This window comes from Lichenibacterium dinghuense, assembly GCF_021730615.1.
GTDB lineage: Bacteria > Pseudomonadota > Alphaproteobacteria > Rhizobiales > Beijerinckiaceae > Lichenihabitans > Lichenihabitans dinghuensis.
Window position 1 is genome coordinate 1,263,455 of record NZ_JAJLMN010000001.1, and the last position, 16,515, is coordinate 1,279,969.

A 16,515-nucleotide genomic window follows, 5' to 3' on the forward strand; every position below is an offset into this window, starting at 1 on the left:
CGGCGCCGTCAGGCCGCCGATGGCAGGTCCTGCGCGGCGCTCAGCTCGGCTTCGGTGCGGTGGCAGAGGATCCTCGCCCCCTTGGACAGGGACCGCACCGGCGGGGTCACGACGTCGCAGACCCCGGGCTCGCGCACCGGACAGCGCGGGTAGAAGGAGCAGCCCTGGCGGGCCGGGCGCGGGACCGCCTCGCCCCCGTCGTCCCGCCGCGGCAGGGCGTCGAGCCAGCCGGTGCGCAGGTGCGGCACCGACGCGAGCAGCAGGTCCGAATAGGGATGGAGCGGGCGAGCCGCGAGCGCCGCCCGGCTCCCCATCTCCACCTGCTGGCCGGCGTAGAGGATCATGACGTCGTCGCAGATCGACCGGACGGTCGACAGGTCGTGGCTGATGAACATCAGCGACAGGCCGAGCTCGCGCTTGAGGTCGGCGAGCAGGTCGAGCACGGCCGCGGCCACCACGGTGTCCAGCGCCGAGGTGATCTCGTCGCACAGGATCAGGCGCGGCTCCGCCGCCAGCGCGCGGGCGAAGTTGACGCGCTGTTTCTGGCCTCCGGACAGCTCGCCCGCGGTGCGGTCCGCGACCGCCCTCGGGAGCCTCACGAGGTCGAGCAGCTCGTCGGTCCGCCTTCTCTGCCGCTCGCCGCTCATCCCGTGGAAGAACCGCAGCGGCCGGCCGATCAGGCGCGCCACGTCGTGGGCCGGGTTCAAGGCCGTGTCGGCCATCTGGAAGACCAGCTGGATCTGCCGCTGCTGCTCGCGCGTGCGCTCGGCGACCCGATGAGGCAGCGGGCGGCCGTCGAGCAGGATCTCACCGCGGGCGGCCGGCAGCAGCCCCGCCACGACGCGGGCGAGCGTGCTCTTGCCGCAGCCCGACTCGCCGATGACGCCGAGCGTCGCGGCCGGCGCGATGGAGAAGTCGACATCGTGGAGGATCGGCAGGTTGGGCAGCCCGTCGCGCTGGATGCCGCCGTAGCCCGCCACGAGCCCGCGCACTTCGAGGAGTGGGGCCTGCCGGGCCGGCTCGGCCGCCCGCGCCTCGGCATGGCGCCTCACGGGCTCGGCCGCCGCCACGAGGCTGCGCGTGTAGTCGTTCTCCGGCGCGGTCAGGATGGCCTGCGTCGGCCCGGTCTCGCGCATCGTGCCGTCCTTGAGGACGATGACGCGATCGGCCACCTGCGCCACCACGGCGAGGTCGTGGCTGACGTAGACCGCCGCCGTGGATGTGCCGCGGATGGCGGCCTTGAAGGCGCGCAGGACTTCGATCTGCGTCGTGACGTCGAGCGCCGTCGTCGGCTCGTCGAAGATGATCAGCTCCGGCGCGTTGATCATGGCCATCGCGGCCATCAGGCGCTGGAGCTGCCCGCCCGACACCTGATGCGGATACCGCGAGCCCACGCGCTCCGGGTCCGGCAGCGCCAGGGCGCGGAACAGTTCCACGGCGCGCGCCTTCGCGGCCGTCCTCGCCATCGTGCGGTGGATCAGCGCGGGCTCGATCACCTGGTCCATGATCGTGCGCGACGGGTTGAAGGCGGCCGCGGCGCTCTGCGCCACGTAGGCCACGCGGGCGCCGCGCAGCCGCGCGAGACCGGCGCGGTCGAGCGCCCTCACGTCGGTGCCGCCGACCGACAGGCTGCCGCCGACGATGCGGCACCCTTCGCGGGCGTAGCCCATCAGCGACAGCGCGATCGTGGTCTTGCCGGAGCCCGATTCGCCCACCAGCGCCACCACCTCGCCGCGGTCGAGCGCGAAGCCCACGCCGTCGACGATGGTCGACGTCACGCCGTCGCGCGAGGCGACGACCCTGAGATCCGAGACGCGGACGAGCGGCTCCATTCCAGTCCTCAACGCTTGCGGCCGAAGGTGCCGTCGATGAACAGGTTGACGCTCACCGTCAGGCTGGCGATGGCGAGCGCGGGCACGATCACGGCCGGCGCGCCGTAGGCCAGTCCGTCGAGGTTCTCGCGCACGAGTGACCCCCAGTCGGCGGCGGGCGGCTGGATGCCGAGCCCGAGGAACGACAGGCCCGACAGGAACAGCACCACGTAGACGAAGCGCAGGCCGAAGTCGGTCAGCACGGGCACGACGATGTTGGGCAGCACTTCGCCGACCACGATGGTGAGGTGCCCCTCCCCCCGCGCCCGCGCGACTGCGATGTAGTCCAGCGCGTTGATGCCGACGCCCAGCGAGCGGGCGAGCCGGAAGGCGCCCGGCGTGTAGACCACCGCCGCGATGGCGATCAGCATGGGCAGCGAGGAGCCCACCGCCGCCACGGCGACGAGGCCGAACATCAGGCTCGGCATGGAGATCACGGCGTCGAGCCCGCGGCTGAGCAGCCGGTCCGTCCAGCCGCCGGCCACCACCGCGGTGAGGCCGAGCAGCGTCCCGGCGCCGGACGCCAGCGCGGTGGCGACCGCCGCGATCCCGAGCGTGTAGGGGGCGCCGAAGAGGATGCGGCTCAGCACGTCGCGCCCGAGGTAATCGGTGCCGAGCGGGAAGGCGCGCGAGGCGTCCCCGAACACGTCGGGATCGACGATCTCGCCCGGCCCGTGCGGGGCGAGGAAGGGGCCGACCAGCGCCACGGCGACCCAGAACAGGACGATGGCGGCGGACAGGTAGGCCGAGGCGGGCAGGCGCCGGAACCTCCGCCGCCGGGGACGGGTCGGGACCGCGGGTGTGGCGGGAAGGTCGGTCGCGCTCATGGATGGCGCAGCCTCGGGTTCGACAGGATGGCGGCGATGTCGGCCAGGCTCACCAGGGCGAGATAGCCGGCCGAGAAGATCAGCGCGCAGGCCTGGAGCAGGGGCATGTCCCGCGTCGACACGGCGTCGACGGTCAGCTTCGCCATGCCCGGATAGTTGAAGATCACCTCGACGATGATCACGCCTCCGAACAGGAAGGACAGGCTCAGCGCCACCGCGTTGGCGACGGGCCCGACCGCGTTGGGCAGCGCGTGGCGGAGCACGATGCGCGAGCGGGACGCGCCTTTGAGGAGCGCCATCTCGACGTGGGGCGCCCGCAGCGCGTCGATGACGGCGGCGCGCGTCATGCGGAACATCTGGGCGCAGATCACGCAGGCCAGGGTCATGACCGGCAGCGCGTAGGCCCGCATGAAGCCCGTCCAGCTATGGGTGTTCGACACGGACGACAGGGCGGGGAGCCAGCGCAGCTTCACGGCGAACAGCAGCACGGCCAGCGTGGCGACCAGGAACTCGGGCACCGACACCAGCGCGATCGACACGAGCGACAGGATGCGGTCGAGCGGGCGGTCCCGCAGGATGGCGGCGGCGACGCCCGCCGCCAGCGACAGCGGCACCGAGACCGCCGCCGTGATGGCGGCCAGCACCGCCGTGTTGCGGAGCCGGTCGCCGATCAGGCTCGAGACCGGATTGCCGTTGACAAGCGAGTTGCCGAACCGGCCGCGCGCCGCGTCCATCAGCCATTCCAGGAACCGCAGCGGGGCCGGCTGGTCGAGGTGCATGGCGTGGCGCAGGCCCGCCACGGCCTCCGGGGTGGCACTCTGGCCGAGCAGTTCCTGAGCGACGTCGCCCGGCAGGAACTGCGCGGCCACTAAGATCATCACCGACACGAGGAACAGGATCAGGGCGGACGTCAGGATCCGGGCCCCAATCAGGCGTGCGACGATGCCGTTCAGCATGGCGGCGCGCCGGTCACGCGTCGAGCCAGACGTATTCGGCGAAGGTCCACCCGCCGAGTTCGCCCGTCGGGATGGATTTCAGGCCCTTGAGCGCCGAAACATGCGCGTCGATCGAGCTCTTGAAGGCGGGGATGCCGACCCCGGCGCTGTCGTGGATCATCGCCTGCATGTCGCCGTACATCCGCTTGCGCTTGGCGAAATCCGTCTCGCGCCGCGCGGCGAGGAGGAGTTGATCGAACTTCGGGTCGTGCCAGTGGGACTCGTTCCAGGCGGCGTCGGACTTATAGAACAGCGAGAACATGACGTCGGGCGTCGGCCTCGGGTTGATGTTGCCGATCACCAGGGGCTTCTTCAGCCAGTAGCTGGACCAGTAGCCGTCGGCCGGAACCCGCTGGACGTCGATGGTGAGTCCCGCCTTCTTGGCGGACTGCTGCATCAGCAGGGCGAACTCGGGGCCGTAGGATGGCGCGGGCGATGTGAAGAGCTGGACGGTGGCGTTCTCGAGGCCGGCCTTCTTGAGGTGGAACTTCGCCTTGTCGGGGTCGAAGGCGCGCTGCGGCAGGTCGGCGTTGTAGAAGCGGTCGAAGGGCGGGATCGGCTGGTCGTTGCCGATGACCCCGTAGCCGCGGAACACGCTCTTGAGCAGCTGTTCCCGGTCCTGCAGGAGCTTCATCGCCATCGCGAAGTCCTCGCTGCCCGTGACCGGCGCGTCGAGCTGGACGATGAGGTCGGTGAAGTCGCCGTTCTTCGACACGAAGAGCTCGAACCCCGGCGTCGAGGTGATCAGCTTGGTCGAGCGCGCGTTGACCTCGGAGATCACCTGGACGTCGCCGGCCAGCAGCGCGTTCACGCGCGCCGATTCGTCCGCGATGGTGAAGTATTCCACCTCGTCGAGATAGGGCAGCCCCGGCTTCCAATAGTTGTCGTTGCGCACCCCGATCGAGCGGACGCCGGGCGAGAACTCCTTGCACTTGTAGGGCCCCGTGCCGTTGCCCTTCGAGAAGTCGGTGGTGCCGTCCTGGACGATCAGGAAGTGCTGGGTGGCCAGGATGGAGGGCAGGTCCGCGTTCGGCGACTCGAGCGTGATCACGACCTCGCCGGGACCGCCGGCCTTGACGTCCTTGATCTGCTTCGCCAGGGCGGCCGCCTTCGAGCCGACGGCGGGATCCTTGTGGCGGTTCAACGAGAACACGACGTCGGCGGGCTCGAGGGCCTTGCCGTCGTGGAACACGACGCCCTTGCGCAGCTTGACTGTCCAAACCGTGGCGTCGTCGTCCGAAACCGATTCCGCGAGGGCCGGCAACGGCGTCATCTCGGCGTCGAAGGCGAAGAGGCCGTTGTAGAACATGTTGCAGCGCACGTAGTCGGTCGACAGCGACGCCTTGGCGGGGTCGAGCGTGTCGGCCGTGGACGAGGAATAGCCCGCGACCCTGATCCGGCCGCCTCGCTTGGGCGCGTCGGCCGCGAGGGCGGCGCCCTTCGGCAGGAGCAGCCCCGCGCCGGTCAGCGCGAGGAGGGACAGCAACTCGCGACGGGTCGCGCCACCCCTGATGGCTGCCGTCACGCGATCGTCCTCGATGCTCTCGGCCGGTCCCATGTGGATCTCTCGCCTCGGAGTTGGGTTGGCGTCCGACCTCCCCGGATCGGATCGCCGCCGACGTTAGTCTAGCCCTATAGTTCCTATAGGACGAAATTGACCAAAACCGGACTTCGCACCGCAGCAAAAGCATCGATCTGTCCCGTTTTCAACAGATCAGCGCGCCCCTGATTGCTCGAAACGTGAGCCTCCCCGCGTCGAATCGGGCGCAGGATGCCGCTTCGGCAGGCGGTCGGCAGATCCTGCCACGAGACGGTGGTGTTCGGTGGAAACGGCCGTTGCCGAACCCTTGTCCCGCACCCTGTCCTCCACGTTTCGTCCTTCAGTGTGCCCAGCGGCCACGTCGGGGAGCGGAGTTCGAACAATGGCGAAAACACCTTCCGCTCCCGTGAGTCGCGACGGGTCCGGGATGCGGTCGCTCGTGTCGCCGTCCATCGCCCGCGCGCTGAAGCACATCGAGGAGCGCTTCTCCGAGCCGATCACGCTGCACGACCTCGCCACGGTCGCGGGCATGAACCTGTTCACGATGATCAAGCAGTTCCGGCACGAGGTCGGCTCCACGCCGCACCGCCACCTCTGCGCGGTGCGGGTCCAGGCCGCGCAGGCCCTGCTGAGCGAGGGCCTGACGCCGGCCATGGCCGCGATCGAGGTGGGCTTCTTCGACCAGAGCCACCTCGCGCGCCACTTCAAGCGGCACTGCGGCACCACGCCGGGCCGCTACGCCGCTTCGATCCCCGCCGCGGCATGATCTGCCGAATCCGGCCAGGCCGCGGGCTCCGCGCGTGGCGGCCGGCCCACCCGCGCGCGGTCCTGTCGAGGAGCGCTCCGCCGGCCGCGACGGCCGGCCTATGGTCGCGCGGGCACGGTTTCGTAGGGGAATGCGCCGATCATCCGGGCGTCGCCGCGCGGCCGTCGTCCCACCATCGGCGCGCCAGGGCGGCCCAATAGGCCACCCCGTGCGGGATCGCGGCGTCGTTGAAGTCGTAGGTCGGGGCGTGCAGGGCCGGCGAAGGGCGGCCCGGTTCCGCGACGCCGATGAGGGCGTAGGCGCCCGGCTTCCGCTCCAGCATGAAGCCGAAATCCTCCGAGGTCATGTTCGGCGGCGTCGGGTCCTCGACGGCCCCCGCGCCGACGAGGTCGCGCATGACCGCGGCGGCGAAGCGCGCCTCGCCCGGCGAATTGGCGGTCAGCGGATAGGCGCCGTGGAAGTCGACCCGCCCGCGCGCGCCCTGCGCCGCCGGGAGGCCCTCCGCCATGGCGAGGAGGCCGGCCCGGAGGTCCGCCATCACGCCGGCGTCGAGCGCGCGGATCGTGCCCCTGATCTCGGCGCGCGCCGGCAGGACGTTGTCGGCCTCCCCCGCGTGGAACATGCAGACCGACAGCACGCCCGCCTTCACGGGATCGGTGCGGCGGGACACCAGGGTCTGGAGCTGGCCCACCAGGGCGCAGCCGATCGCGATCGGGTCCACCGCGAGGTGCGGCTGGGCGGCGTGGCCGCCCCGGCCCTCGATCGCGACGGTGAAGCGCGTGCCCGCCGCCATGACGGCGCCGGCCCGGATGCCGAAGTGCCCGACCGGCAGGGCCGGCCAGTTGTGGAGGCCGAAGCAGGCCTCGACGGGGAACAGGTCGAAGAGGCCGTCCTCGATCATGCGCAGCGCGCCGGCGCCGCCCTCCTCGCCCGGCTGGAACGCGAAGTGCACGGTGCCGCGCGGCCGCTCCCCGCGCGCCAGGACCGCCGCGGCCCCGAGCAGCATGGCGACGTGGCCGTCGTGGCCGCAGGCGTGCATCTGCCCCGCGTGCCGCGACGCGTGGGGGACGCCGCTCGCCTCCGCGATTGGCAGCGCGTCCATGTCGGCGCGGAGCAGGATCGCGCCCGGGCCCTCCCCCCGCAGCGTGCCGACCACGCCCGTGCCGCCGAGGCCGCGGTGGACGTCGAGGCCCAGCTCCGCGAGGCGCTCGGCCACGATCCCGGCCGTGCGATGCTCGGCGAAGCGCAGCTCGGGATAGGCGTGGAGGTCGCGCCGCAGCCGGACGAGGTCGCCCAGCAGGGCCGGGTCGAGGGGCCGGCCCGCCCATCAGAAGGCCACCAGGGCGCTCTTGTGGCGCAGGTTGGCCTCCACGGCCTGCCGGCCGAGGTCCTTGCCGATGCCGGAGCCCTTGTAGCCCCCGGTGGGGATCACGAAATCGGCCGTCCGCCCGTAGCGGTTCACCCACACCGTGCCGGCCTTGAGGCGCCGGACCGCCCGCATGGCGCGGCCGAGGTCCGCCGTGTGGACGCCGGCCGCGAGGCCGTAGCTGGGGTGGTCGGCGAGCGCCAGGGCCTCCTCCTCGTCCTCGAAGGTCTGCACCGTGAGGACGGGGCCGAACACCTCCTCGTCCAGCGCTTCGGTGCCGGGGGCGACGTTACGGAGGATCGTCGGCTCGTAGAAGGCCCCGTCCTGGATCGCGGCGAGGCGCCGCCCGCCGATCACCGCCTCGGCCCCGGCCCGGAGCGCGCCGCGCACGAGCCCGTCGACGCGGTCGGCCTGCGGGGTCGAGATGATGGGCGAGAAGGTCGTGGACCCGTCCCAGGTGGGGCCGGGCTTCAGCGCCTTCGCGAGCTCCGCCATGCGCTCCACGAGCTCGTCCGCGACGCTGCGGTGCGCGATCAGCCGCGAGCCCGCGACGCAGACCTGGCCGGCGTTGCCCGTGAAGGCGCCGAAGACCGTGCGGGCGACGGCATCCCGGTCGGGCACGTCGCCGAACACCACCTGCGGGCTCTTGCCGCCGAGCTCCAGGGTCACGGGCTTCGGCCCGCTTTCCGCCGCGGCCCGCATCACGGCGATGCCGGTGCGCGTGGAGCCCGTGAAGGTGACCTTGCCGATGCCGGGATGGCGCGCCAGCGCGTCGCCCGCGGTGCGGCCCTGGCCCTGCACGACGTTGAAGATGCCGGGCGGCACGCCGGCCTGCGACGCGAGTTCGGCCAGGCGCACAAGCGAGAAGGGCGTCATCTCCGAGGGCTTGATCACCACGGCGTTCCCGGCCGCGAGGGCGGGCGCGATCTTCCACGAGGCCATGACCAGCGGGAAGTTCCAGGGCGCGATGGCGCCCACGACGCCGTAGGGCTCGGCGATGACGAGGCCGAGCTGGTCGGTGCGGGTCGCCGCCACCTCGCCGCCGAGCTTGTCGGCGAATTCGGCGAAGAAGCGGATGCCCTCGGCCGTGAAGGGCACGTCCCAGGCGAGGGCGTCCTTGATGGGCCGGGTCGAGCCGACCGCTTCGAGCCGCGCGAGCGCGGGCGCGTCGGCGTCCACGAGATCGGCCCAGCGGCGCAGGACGCGGGCCCGGTCGCGCGGCGGCCGGCTGGCCCAATCGGAGCGCGCGAAGGCGCGCGCGGCGGCCGACACGGCCCGGTCCACCGTGTCGGCGGAGCCGTCGGGCACGTGGCCGTAGACGGCGCTGTCGGACGGGCGGCGGACCGGGATCGCGTCCTCCGCCGTCTCGACGCGCGCGCCGTCGATGTAGTGGCCGAGCGGCAGGGCCACGCCCGCGGGATCGAAGTCGAGAGCCGTCATGGCGCGTCCGGAGCAGGAGGGGTCGCGCCGAGGCGGCGCAGGTATCGGATGGGGTCGGCGAGGTGGCGGCCGAGCTCTGCCAGCGCCGCGTCGAGGTCGCCGCGGGTCGCGAGCGCGGCGAGGCGGCCGTGCTCGGCCGCGAGGCCGGCGCTCGACCGGTAGCCCCCCATGAGCAGATGCAGGCACAGGCGCGTCTCGGCCTGCACCGTGTCGTACATGCGCGACAGGCGCGGGCTGCCGGCCGCTTCGACCAGGGCGCGGTGGAAGGCGAGATCGGCGGCCGCCACCGCCGTCCAGTCCCGTGCCGCCGCGGCGGCGTCCATGCGGGCGACCTCGGCGTCGAGCCGCGGCGCCAGCGCGGCCCGGTCCGGCAGGGCCGCGATGCGCCGCAGCGCCGTGGCCTCGATGGCCTCGCGGGCGAGGTAGACGTCGGCGAGGTCGGCCTCGGTGAGCTCGACCACGAAGACGCCGCGGTGCGGGTGGCTGACCAGGAGCCCCTCCTGCACCAGCCGCTGCAGCGCCTCGCGCACCGGGCCGCGGCTCACGGCGAAGCGCACCGCGAGCTCCGCCTCGTTCATCTGCTGGCCCGGCGCGAAGGCGCCGGACAGCACGGCGTCGCGGATCGCGCCCGCGACCTGCCCCGCCAGCGTGACGCGGGGCAGCCGCGCGAGGTCGGGGGCGCCCCTCAATGCAGCCGGTCCTGGAGCTTGTACCAGGCCCCCACCAGCGGCAGGAACCACGGCGGGCCGAAGTGGCCGCGGATGGCGGGCCAGTCCAGCCCGGCCCACGGGTTCGCGTCCCGGTCGCCCGCCATGACGGCGGCCATGACTTGGCCCATGTGGGTCGACATCTGCGTGCCGTGGCCGCTGTAGCCCATGGAATAGTGGAGGCCGTCATGCTGCCCGGCCCGCGGCAGGCGGTCCTGCGTCATGTCGACGATGCCGCCCCAGCACCAGTCGAGGCGGGTGCCGGCGAGCTGCGGGAAGGTGTCGAGCATGCCGGCTTCGAGGACGCGGCCGCTCTTGGCGTCGGAGGTCGCGCTCGACAGGGCGAAGCGCGCCCGCCCCCCGAACAGCAGCCGGTCGTCGGGCGTGATGCGGAAGTAGTGGCCGATGTTCTGGGTCGTGGTGCACATCCGGCGCGCCGGCAGGAGCGAGCCCACGCGGTTGCGCCCCAGCGGCTCGGTCACGACGATGAAGCTGCCGATCGGCACGATGCGCCGCCGGTAGCGGAAGAACGGCCCCTGCATGGAGGGGCCGGTCGCCAGCAGGACCTGCGCGGCCCGCAGCGTGCCGCGCGCCGTCTCGACGTCGTGCGCCTCCGTGCGGCCGATCCGCGTGAGCCTGCGCACGGGCGCATCCTCGTGGATGCGGGCGCCGCGGCGCGCGGCCGCTTCGGCGAGGCCGACGACGAAGCGGCCCATGTGCATGCTGCCGGACTTCGGGTAGAGCAGGCCGCCGTGGTAGCGCTCCGAGCCGATCTCGGCCGGCAGCGCGTCCCGCGGCACGAAGGCGGTGTCGGGGTCGGCGCCCCGGTGCAGCGCGTCGCGGGCGCGGGCGAGCTTCTCGGCATGCGCGGGCTTGGCGGCGAGCTTGAGCTTGCCGGTCCGCGCGAAGCTGCAGTCGATGTTCTCCTCGGCGACGAGGCGCTCCACCGTGTCCACGGCGGCGTCGAAGGCCCTGTACAGCGCCACGGCCCTGTCGAAGCCGAAGCGCGCCTCCATGGCCGTGAAGTCCTGCGAGAAGCCGTTGTTGCACTGCCCGCCGTTGCGGCCCGAGGCGCCCGCGCCGACGTGGGCGGATTCCAGCACCGCCACGCTCGCGCCGCGCCGCGCCAGCGCGAGGGCCGCCGACAGCCCCGTGAAGCCGCCCCCCACCACCGCGACGTCGACCTTGCCGCCGACCGGGCCGGGAGCGCTCCCCGCGAAGGCCGGGGCGGTGTCGTGCCAGTAGGATGCGAGCTTCACGGGACGCCCTTCCGCCTCAAAGCCCGACGCAGGCCGCGAGGCCGCCGATGTCCGGGATCTCGTGGGTGAAATAGGCGGGGTTGCGGGGCTCGTGGCCGCGCGCCACCCAGACGCGGGCGCCGAAGTGGAGGTCGAAGGCCGACATCTGGTCGTAGCGGAAGCTCGACGAGACGTGCATCATCTCCTCCGGCTTCGCCCCGAGCTGGTCCAGCATGTATTCGAAGGCCTGGAACCGCGGCTTGTAGGCCTGCGCCTGCTCGGCCGTGTAGACGCGGTGGAAGGGCGCACCGAGCTTCCCGACGTTGCTGTGGATCTGCGCGTTCGACGCGTTGGACAGGATCACCAGCGGGATCCGGTCCGCGACCTTCGACAGGCCGGCCGGGACGTCGGCGTGGGGACCCCAGGTCGGCACGGCCTCGTAGATGGCCCGGCCGTCGTCCTCGCGATGGGGCACGCCGTGGAGCGCGCAGGTGCGGCGCAGCGCGTTGCCGATCACCTCGGCGTAGGGCTTCCAGGCCCCGAGGATCTCGTCGAGGCGGTAGGCCGAGAAGTCCTTGACGAAGGCCGGCATGCGGTCGGCGGGGACGCGGTCGCCGCAGAGCTCCTGCGCCATCTCGCCCATGCGGAACCGCGTCAGCGTGCCGTAGCAGTCGAACGAGATGTATTTCGGCCTGAAGCTGGAGGTCATGGGCTGCCATCCGGGGACTGGAGGCCTTCGACGGCCTGTCCGCGGGAAGGAAACGCCTCCGGCTCAGATTGTCAACAATCCTACTATCGCCGTCGCGGGGCCGCGCGCCCGGCTCCGGTGGGGGACCGCGCCGATCGGGGCGGCGCCTTCGGCAAAACGTGCCGGCCGCCCCGGCCACATCCGCAGCATCTTCTGCGGCCCGGCTCGATACTCGGGGGCGCACCGAACAGATCGGACTCCCCCATGCTCGCCAACGACCTCGCGGAACTCGACCGCGCCCACCTGATCCACCCGGTGATGTCGTGGCGCGACCACGAGGCGCGCGGGCCGCACGTGCTGACGGCCGGCGAAGGGGCCTACGTCACCGACGCCGGGGGTCGCACCCTGCTCGACGGCTTCGCGGGCCTGTGGTGCGTCAACGTCGGCTACGGCCAGCGCAGCGTCGTCGAGGCCGCGACCGAGCAGATGATGCGCCTGCCCTACGCGACGGGCTATTTCGGCTACGCGGCCGAGCCGTCGATCCGCCTCGCGGCGCGGCTCGCGGCGCTCGCGCCCGGCGACCTCGACCACGTCTTCTTCACCCTCGGCGGCTCCGACGCGATCGACAGCGCGCTGCGCTTCGTGCGCTTCTACATGCACGCGAAGGGCACGCCCGAGCGGCGCCACGTGATCGCGCTCCAGCGCGGCTACCACGGCTCGTCGACGACGGGCGCCGGCGTCACGGGCCTGCCCGCCTTCCACCGCGACTCCGACCTGCCGCTCCCCTGGCAGCACCACATCTCGAACCCCTACCCGTACCGCAACCCGGTCGGCACGGACCCCGAGGCCATCATCGCGGCCTCGCTGGCCGAGCTGCGCGCCAAGGTGGAGGAGGTCGGCGCCGACAAGGTGGCGGCCTTCTTCGTCGAGCCGATCACGGGCTCGGGCGGCATCATCGTCCCGCCGAGGGGCTGGCTGCCGGCGATGCGGCAGGCCTGCCGCGACCTCGGCATCCTGTTCATCGCCGACGAGGTGATCACCGGCTTCGGCCGCACCGGCCCGCTCTTCGCCTGCGAGGACGAGGCGATCGTCCCCGACATGATGACGATCGCCAAGGGTCTGACGTCCGGCTACGTGCCGATGGGCGCGGTGCTGATGTCGGACGAGGTCTACCGCACGATCCGCGACGGCTCGCCCGAGGGTGCCACGATCGGGCACGGCCTCACCTACTCGGCCCACCCGGTCAGCGCCGCCGTCGGCCTCGCGGTCCTGGACCTCTACGAGGGCGGCCTGCTCGCGCAGGGCCGGCGCGTCGGCGCCTACTTCGCCGAACGCCTGGCCGGCTTCGCGGACCACCCCCTCGTCGGCGAGACGCGGGGGCGCGGCATGCTGCAGGGCCTCGAACTCGTCACCGACAAGGCGCGCAGGACCAAGCCCGACCGGGCCCTCGGCGTCGCGGGCAAGCTCGCCGCGGCGGGCCTCGAGAACCGGCTCATCTTCCGCGCCTTCGCGGACGACATGATCGGCTTCGCGCCGCCCCTGTGCTGCACGGAGGCGGACGTGGATCTCATCGTGGAGCGGCTGGGCTCGACCCTCGACGCCGTGCTGGCCGACCCCGCCGTGCGGGCCGCGCTCCGCTGACGGGCCGGCTGGCGCTCCGGATCGGGGCGGCCGCGCGGGCCGCCCCGCCTCCTCAGTGCCCCGCGGCCCAGCGGGCGAGATCGTCGAAGCTGCGCTGCCCCTCGAAGCTCGCCACCAACTCCTCGCCGATCAGCGGGCCGAACTTGAACATCTGGCCGTCGCAGTTGGTCACCACGACGCGCCGCCCGTCCCTCGTGAAACGGAAGCGGCGGCTCGGGTCCATGGCGTAATAGCCGACCTGCATGCGCAGCGGGCGGTACTCCCCGGAGTCGCGCAGGTAGGGCGAGAAGGCCGCGATGATGCTGTCCGCCTCGGCGAGGTCGGCGCCGAAGCCCTCGGACGGCCGGGCCTCGCGCCGGTGCGGGCCGTTGCCGAACTTGAGCCCCGTGCCGTCGGACGACGGCAGCGTGTAGATGCCGCAATCGCCGATGACGACGATGGCCGGCGCGGTGGACCAGCGCGCGCGGTAGCGCTCCGGCGGCTCGACGTAGCAGAGCGCCTGCCGCCAGGTCGGCTGCTGGCCGAACTCGCCGGGGAGCAGTTCCGGCAGCCAGGCCCCGGCCGCCACCACGACGAGGTCGCCCTCGACCGTCTCGCCGGACGCGAGGGTGACCCGCCCCGCGGCGGCGTCGACCGCGACGGCCGGCGTCTCCGGCCGGAGGTCGGCCCCCTGCGCCCCGAGGTGGGCGATCAGCCCGTCGACGATGCGGTCGGCGTAGAGGGCTCCCCCGGGATGGGCGACGAGGCCCCAGGCCCGCTCCGGCACGGTGAGGTGCGGGCACAGGCGCTCGACCGCCGCGGCGTCGAGCACCTCGTGGGCGACGCCGGCGCGCTCGAAGGCGTCGCGCGTGACGTCGGTGTAGTCGCCGGGCGCGAGCGACACGGCGAGGCCCCCGACGTCGGCGAAGTGCCGGGCGCCGAGGTCGTCCCACACCCGCTCCCAGGCCTCGAAGGCCTGGCCCACCATGCGCATGTAGCCCTCGTGGGCGCCATAATGCATGCGGATCATCCGGTGCTGGTCGTAGGACGCCCCCTGGCGGTTGGGCAGCGCGCCCCGTTCCAGCAGCGTCACGGCATGGCCGCGCTTCAGCGCGGCGCGGGCCGTCGACAGGCCGACGATGCCGCCGCCGACGATCACGATCCTGGCCACGTTCCTTCGCCCTCCAGCGTCGATCATCCGGCCGACGAACCTACTCGCCCCGCGGGCCGCCGATCTTGGATGAAATTGCAAGTGCCGCAGCCGCTCCGCGAAATATGCTCGTTGAGCGCTTCGATGCTCATACTGTATTGGAGGGATGTACGAAAGTGATGCTGGGGTCGTCGGGATGTCCGGAAGCGAAACCATGGAGCTGCGGCCCTTGACGGCCGGAGATCTCGAGGCCGCGCACGGCCTGTCCCGCGCGGTCGCCTGGCCTCACCGCGTCGAGGACTGGCGCCTGATGTTCGGCCTCGGCCGAGGCTTCGCGGCCGTGGACGCGCGCGACGCCCTGCAAGGCGCCGCGATGTGGTGGCCGCAGGGCGCGGACTTCGCCACGCTCGGCATGGTGATCGTGTCGCCGACCCAGCAGAAATCCGGCATTGGACGCCGGCTCATGGCGGCTGCCGTGGAGGCGGCGGGCGAGCGCCGCATCCAGCTCAACGCCACGGTCGAGGGGCTCCGCCTCTACCGCAGCTTCGGCTTCGAGGAGATCGGAGGCATCCACCAGCACCAGGGCGTCATCGCCGACTCCGCGCTCGCGGTCGCGACGACGGCCGACGTGCGCCCCCTGACGGAGGCCGACCGTGCGTCCGTCCTGGCCCTCGACCTGCGCGCCTTCGGGGGGGACCGCACCGCGACCCTGGCAACCCTGCTTCCCCTTTCGCAGGGCTGGGTGTCGGAGCGTCCGGGCGGCATCACGGGTTATCTGCTGGTGAGGGATTTCGGGCGCGGGAAGATCCTCGGCCCGCTGGTCGCGACGGACGGAGAGGACGCTCTGGCGCTGCTGTCGGCCGCCGCGGTGCGGATAGGCGGCTTTCTCCGCGCCGATATCCCGGACGATGCTCGCATCATTTCGGACTGGCTGAACGGCGCGGGGCTGAGCCGGGTCGGCGAGGTGAGAACCATGCTCCGGGGCGGAGAACCGCGGCCTCCTCGAGGGCCGCAGGTCTTCGGGCTGGCCTCTCAAGCGTTGGGATAGGCGCACGGCTCCCACCGTCGCCGGGTCACGTCGGTCGATCCGGCGGGCCGGGCGCGGTCGATCCGATGGACGGCGCACCGGATCGGGGGGATCCGCCCCGGCTCCACATCGTTGGTTCGGCTGTGAGCCCGGCGAGATCTGCTGTTCTCGCGGCCGACCGCGAGGCTGCCTTCGTCATAGGCGGCGCGCACGAGGTGCATGGCGCGGCGCCGGATGGCGGACACGGTTCCGGGTCTGTGTCGATGCGGAGCCGGACGACGTCGCATGAAACAGGCGGGGCGTCTCGGCCTGCACCGACAGACGCAGGATCCCGCGGAACATCGCGTCGCCCATCCGCCCGATCCGATCGGTTCGGCGGCACGACTGGGCCTCTCGGCCCGTCACTCGAGGAGAGCTATGCCGTAGCGGTCGGCCGCCGCCCTGATGTGGCACGTCATGGCCTCCTCACTGGCAGCCGCATCGCCCGTCCTCAGGCAGGCCGCGATGGCGCGGTGCTCGGCCAGCGTTTCCGCGAGCCGGTCGGCCCGCGCCATCGGCAGGCGCTGGCTCTCGACCACCATGTCGCGCATCGGCCCGATCATCCCGGCCAGGACCGGGTTGCCGGCCAGCTCCACCACGAGGTCGTGGAAGAGCACGTCCGCCTCCGCCATGGCGGGCACGTCGCCCCGCGCCAGGGCCGCCGCCATGGCTTCGATGGGCGCCTGCAGGCGCGCCGATCCGCCGGCAGTCATCCGCGCCGCGGCGAGGCGCGCCGCGTAGCCTTCCAGGCCCAGGCGCGCCTCGTAGACGTCGCGCGGGCTGCAGCGGTCCGCGAAGCGCCACGGCGGGGCGCGGAGGTCGGGCGAAGCGACGTAGACGCCGCTGCCGACCCGGACCACCACCAGCCCCATCGTCTCGAGCGCCGCCATGGCCTCGCGCAGGCTCGGGCGGCTGACGCCGAGCCGCGCCGCCAGATCCCTCTGCGACGGCAGCCTGTCGCCGGCCGCGAGGCCGCCCTGCAGGATCAAGGCCTGCAGGCGCTCCGCGACGCCGCGCGACACCGGCACCCGGTCGCCCGGCGCGGGTTCGGCCAGGGGCGACCAGTTCATGGAGCGGGGGCGCCGCGGAACCGAGATGCCCCCGCGGCGGGCGTTGAGCCGAATATTTCCGCGTCCCCGCCCATCATCTCTCCATCGCTCGAGCCAACGACGCCTTGTCGCCGGCGACGATCCCATGCAGTCTGACGACGGTCAAACCGGTCAGGCCAATATCGCGCGATG

General features: G+C 72.6%; 14 protein-coding genes. 3 read left to right on the forward strand and 11 right to left on the reverse strand.

Annotated features, from left to right (window positions below; genetic code table 11):
* Positions 1 to 8 precede the first annotated feature (8 nt).
* The 4 genes from L7N97_RS06015 to L7N97_RS06030 are packed head-to-tail and all read right to left on the reverse strand — an operon-like array spanning position 9 to position 5,251.
* Positions 9 to 1,832, reverse strand: a complete 1,824-nt coding sequence (locus L7N97_RS06015) for an ABC transporter ATP-binding protein (protein ID WP_237477434.1) — start codon at positions 1,830 to 1,832, stop codon at positions 9 to 11.
* An 8-nt stretch (positions 1,833 to 1,840) separates the two neighbouring features.
* A complete protein-coding gene (locus L7N97_RS06020; protein ID WP_237477435.1) occupies positions 1,841 to 2,698 on the reverse strand; it encodes an ABC transporter permease in 858 nt (285 codons plus the stop codon).
* The gene (locus tag L7N97_RS06025; RefSeq protein ID WP_428981048.1) at positions 2,695 to 3,651 is read right to left on the reverse strand and encodes an ABC transporter permease; all 957 of its coding nucleotides are present in this window, start codon (positions 3,649 to 3,651) and stop codon (positions 2,695 to 2,697) included. Before L7N97_RS06025 ends, L7N97_RS06020 begins: the two co-directional genes overlap by 4 nt.
* A gap of 16 nt (positions 3,652 to 3,667) precedes the next feature.
* Entirely contained in the window at positions 3,668 to 5,251 is a 1,584-nt protein-coding gene (locus L7N97_RS06030) for an ABC transporter substrate-binding protein (RefSeq protein WP_237477437.1), read from the reverse strand.
* Positions 5,252 to 5,672: 421 nt separating this feature from the next.
* Here L7N97_RS06030 and L7N97_RS06035 point away from each other — a divergent pair, with 421 nt between their 5' ends.
* The gene (locus L7N97_RS06035; RefSeq protein ID WP_237477438.1) at positions 5,673 to 5,999 is read left to right on the forward strand and encodes a helix-turn-helix domain-containing protein; all 327 of its coding nucleotides are present in this window, start codon (positions 5,673 to 5,675) and stop codon (positions 5,997 to 5,999) included.
* A 139-nt stretch (positions 6,000 to 6,138) separates the two neighbouring features.
* Here the strand turns inward: L7N97_RS06035 and L7N97_RS06040 are convergent, their stop codons facing one another.
* The 5 genes from L7N97_RS06040 to L7N97_RS06060 are packed head-to-tail and all read right to left on the reverse strand — an operon-like array spanning position 6,139 to position 11,459.
* Positions 6,139 to 7,299 (reverse strand): amidohydrolase, encoded by a 1,161-nt coding sequence (locus L7N97_RS06040; RefSeq protein WP_237482063.1) that lies wholly within the window; start codon positions 7,297 to 7,299, stop codon positions 6,139 to 6,141.
* A gap of 27 nt (positions 7,300 to 7,326) precedes the next feature.
* The gene (locus L7N97_RS06045; RefSeq protein ID WP_237477439.1) at positions 7,327 to 8,805 is read right to left on the reverse strand and encodes an aldehyde dehydrogenase family protein; all 1,479 of its coding nucleotides are present in this window, start codon (positions 8,803 to 8,805) and stop codon (positions 7,327 to 7,329) included.
* The gene (locus L7N97_RS06050; protein ID WP_237477440.1) at positions 8,802 to 9,494 is read right to left on the reverse strand and encodes a GntR family transcriptional regulator; all 693 of its coding nucleotides are present in this window, start codon (positions 9,492 to 9,494) and stop codon (positions 8,802 to 8,804) included. Before L7N97_RS06050 ends, L7N97_RS06045 begins: the two co-directional genes overlap by 4 nt.
* Positions 9,491 to 10,771, reverse strand: a complete 1,281-nt coding sequence (locus L7N97_RS06055; protein ID WP_237477441.1) for an NAD(P)/FAD-dependent oxidoreductase — start codon at positions 10,769 to 10,771, stop codon at positions 9,491 to 9,493. Before L7N97_RS06055 ends, L7N97_RS06050 begins: the two co-directional genes overlap by 4 nt.
* Positions 10,772 to 10,787: 16 nt before the next feature.
* Entirely contained in the window at positions 10,788 to 11,459 is a 672-nt protein-coding gene (locus L7N97_RS06060) for a haloacid dehalogenase type II (protein WP_237477442.1), read from the reverse strand.
* Positions 11,460 to 11,702: 243 nt separating this feature from the next.
* Here L7N97_RS06060 and L7N97_RS06065 point away from each other — a divergent pair, with 243 nt between their 5' ends.
* On the forward strand, positions 11,703 to 13,079 hold the full coding sequence (locus L7N97_RS06065) for an aminotransferase class III-fold pyridoxal phosphate-dependent enzyme (RefSeq protein WP_237477443.1): 1,377 nt from the start codon (positions 11,703 to 11,705) through the stop codon (positions 13,077 to 13,079).
* 52 nt (positions 13,080 to 13,131) lie between these two features.
* Here the strand turns inward: L7N97_RS06065 and L7N97_RS06070 are convergent, their stop codons facing one another.
* On the reverse strand, positions 13,132 to 14,424 hold the full coding sequence (locus tag L7N97_RS06070; protein WP_255721621.1) for an NAD(P)/FAD-dependent oxidoreductase: 1,293 nt from the start codon (positions 14,422 to 14,424) through the stop codon (positions 13,132 to 13,134).
* Between L7N97_RS06070 and L7N97_RS06075 the strand changes: the two genes are divergently transcribed.
* The gene (locus tag L7N97_RS06075) at positions 14,423 to 15,256 is read left to right on the forward strand and encodes a GNAT family N-acetyltransferase (RefSeq protein ID WP_237477445.1); all 834 of its coding nucleotides are present in this window, start codon (positions 14,423 to 14,425) and stop codon (positions 15,254 to 15,256) included. The two genes, L7N97_RS06070 and L7N97_RS06075, sit on opposite strands and share 2 nt — an antisense overlap.
* 380 nt (positions 15,257 to 15,636) lie before the next feature.
* Here the strand turns inward: L7N97_RS06075 and L7N97_RS06080 are convergent, their stop codons facing one another.
* Complete coding sequence (locus L7N97_RS06080; RefSeq protein ID WP_237477446.1) at positions 15,637 to 16,344, reverse strand: FadR/GntR family transcriptional regulator; 708 nt, start codon at positions 16,342 to 16,344, stop codon at positions 15,637 to 15,639.
* Positions 16,345 to 16,515 lie beyond the last annotated feature (171 nt).

Excerpts from the sequence above, each read along its gene's own strand:
- L7N97_RS06045 (WP_237477439.1), bottom strand. The coding sequence starts at position 8,805 with ATGACGGCTCTCGACTTCGATCCCGCGGGCGTGGCCCTGCCGCTCGGC.
- L7N97_RS06065 (WP_237477443.1), top strand. The coding sequence starts at position 11,703 with ATGCTCGCCAACGACCTCGCGGAACTCGACCGCGCCCACCTGATCCAC.
- L7N97_RS06080 (WP_237477446.1), bottom strand. The coding sequence starts at position 16,344 with ATGAACTGGTCGCCCCTGGCCGAACCCGCGCCGGGCGACCGGGTGCCG.
- L7N97_RS06015 (WP_237477434.1), bottom strand. The coding sequence starts at position 1,832 with ATGGAGCCGCTCGTCCGCGTCTCGGATCTCAGGGTCGTCGCCTCGCGC.
- L7N97_RS06075 (WP_237477445.1), top strand. The coding sequence starts at position 14,423 with ATGGAGCTGCGGCCCTTGACGGCCGGAGATCTCGAGGCCGCGCACGGC.
- L7N97_RS06070 (WP_255721621.1), bottom strand. The coding sequence starts at position 14,424 with ATGGTTTCGCTTCCGGACATCCCGACGACCCCAGCATCACTTTCGTAC.
- L7N97_RS06060 (WP_237477442.1), bottom strand. The coding sequence starts at position 11,459 with ATGACCTCCAGCTTCAGGCCGAAATACATCTCGTTCGACTGCTACGGC.
- L7N97_RS06020 (WP_237477435.1), bottom strand. The coding sequence starts at position 2,698 with ATGAGCGCGACCGACCTTCCCGCCACACCCGCGGTCCCGACCCGTCCC.
- L7N97_RS06030 (WP_237477437.1), bottom strand. The coding sequence starts at position 5,251 with ATGGGACCGGCCGAGAGCATCGAGGACGATCGCGTGACGGCAGCCATC.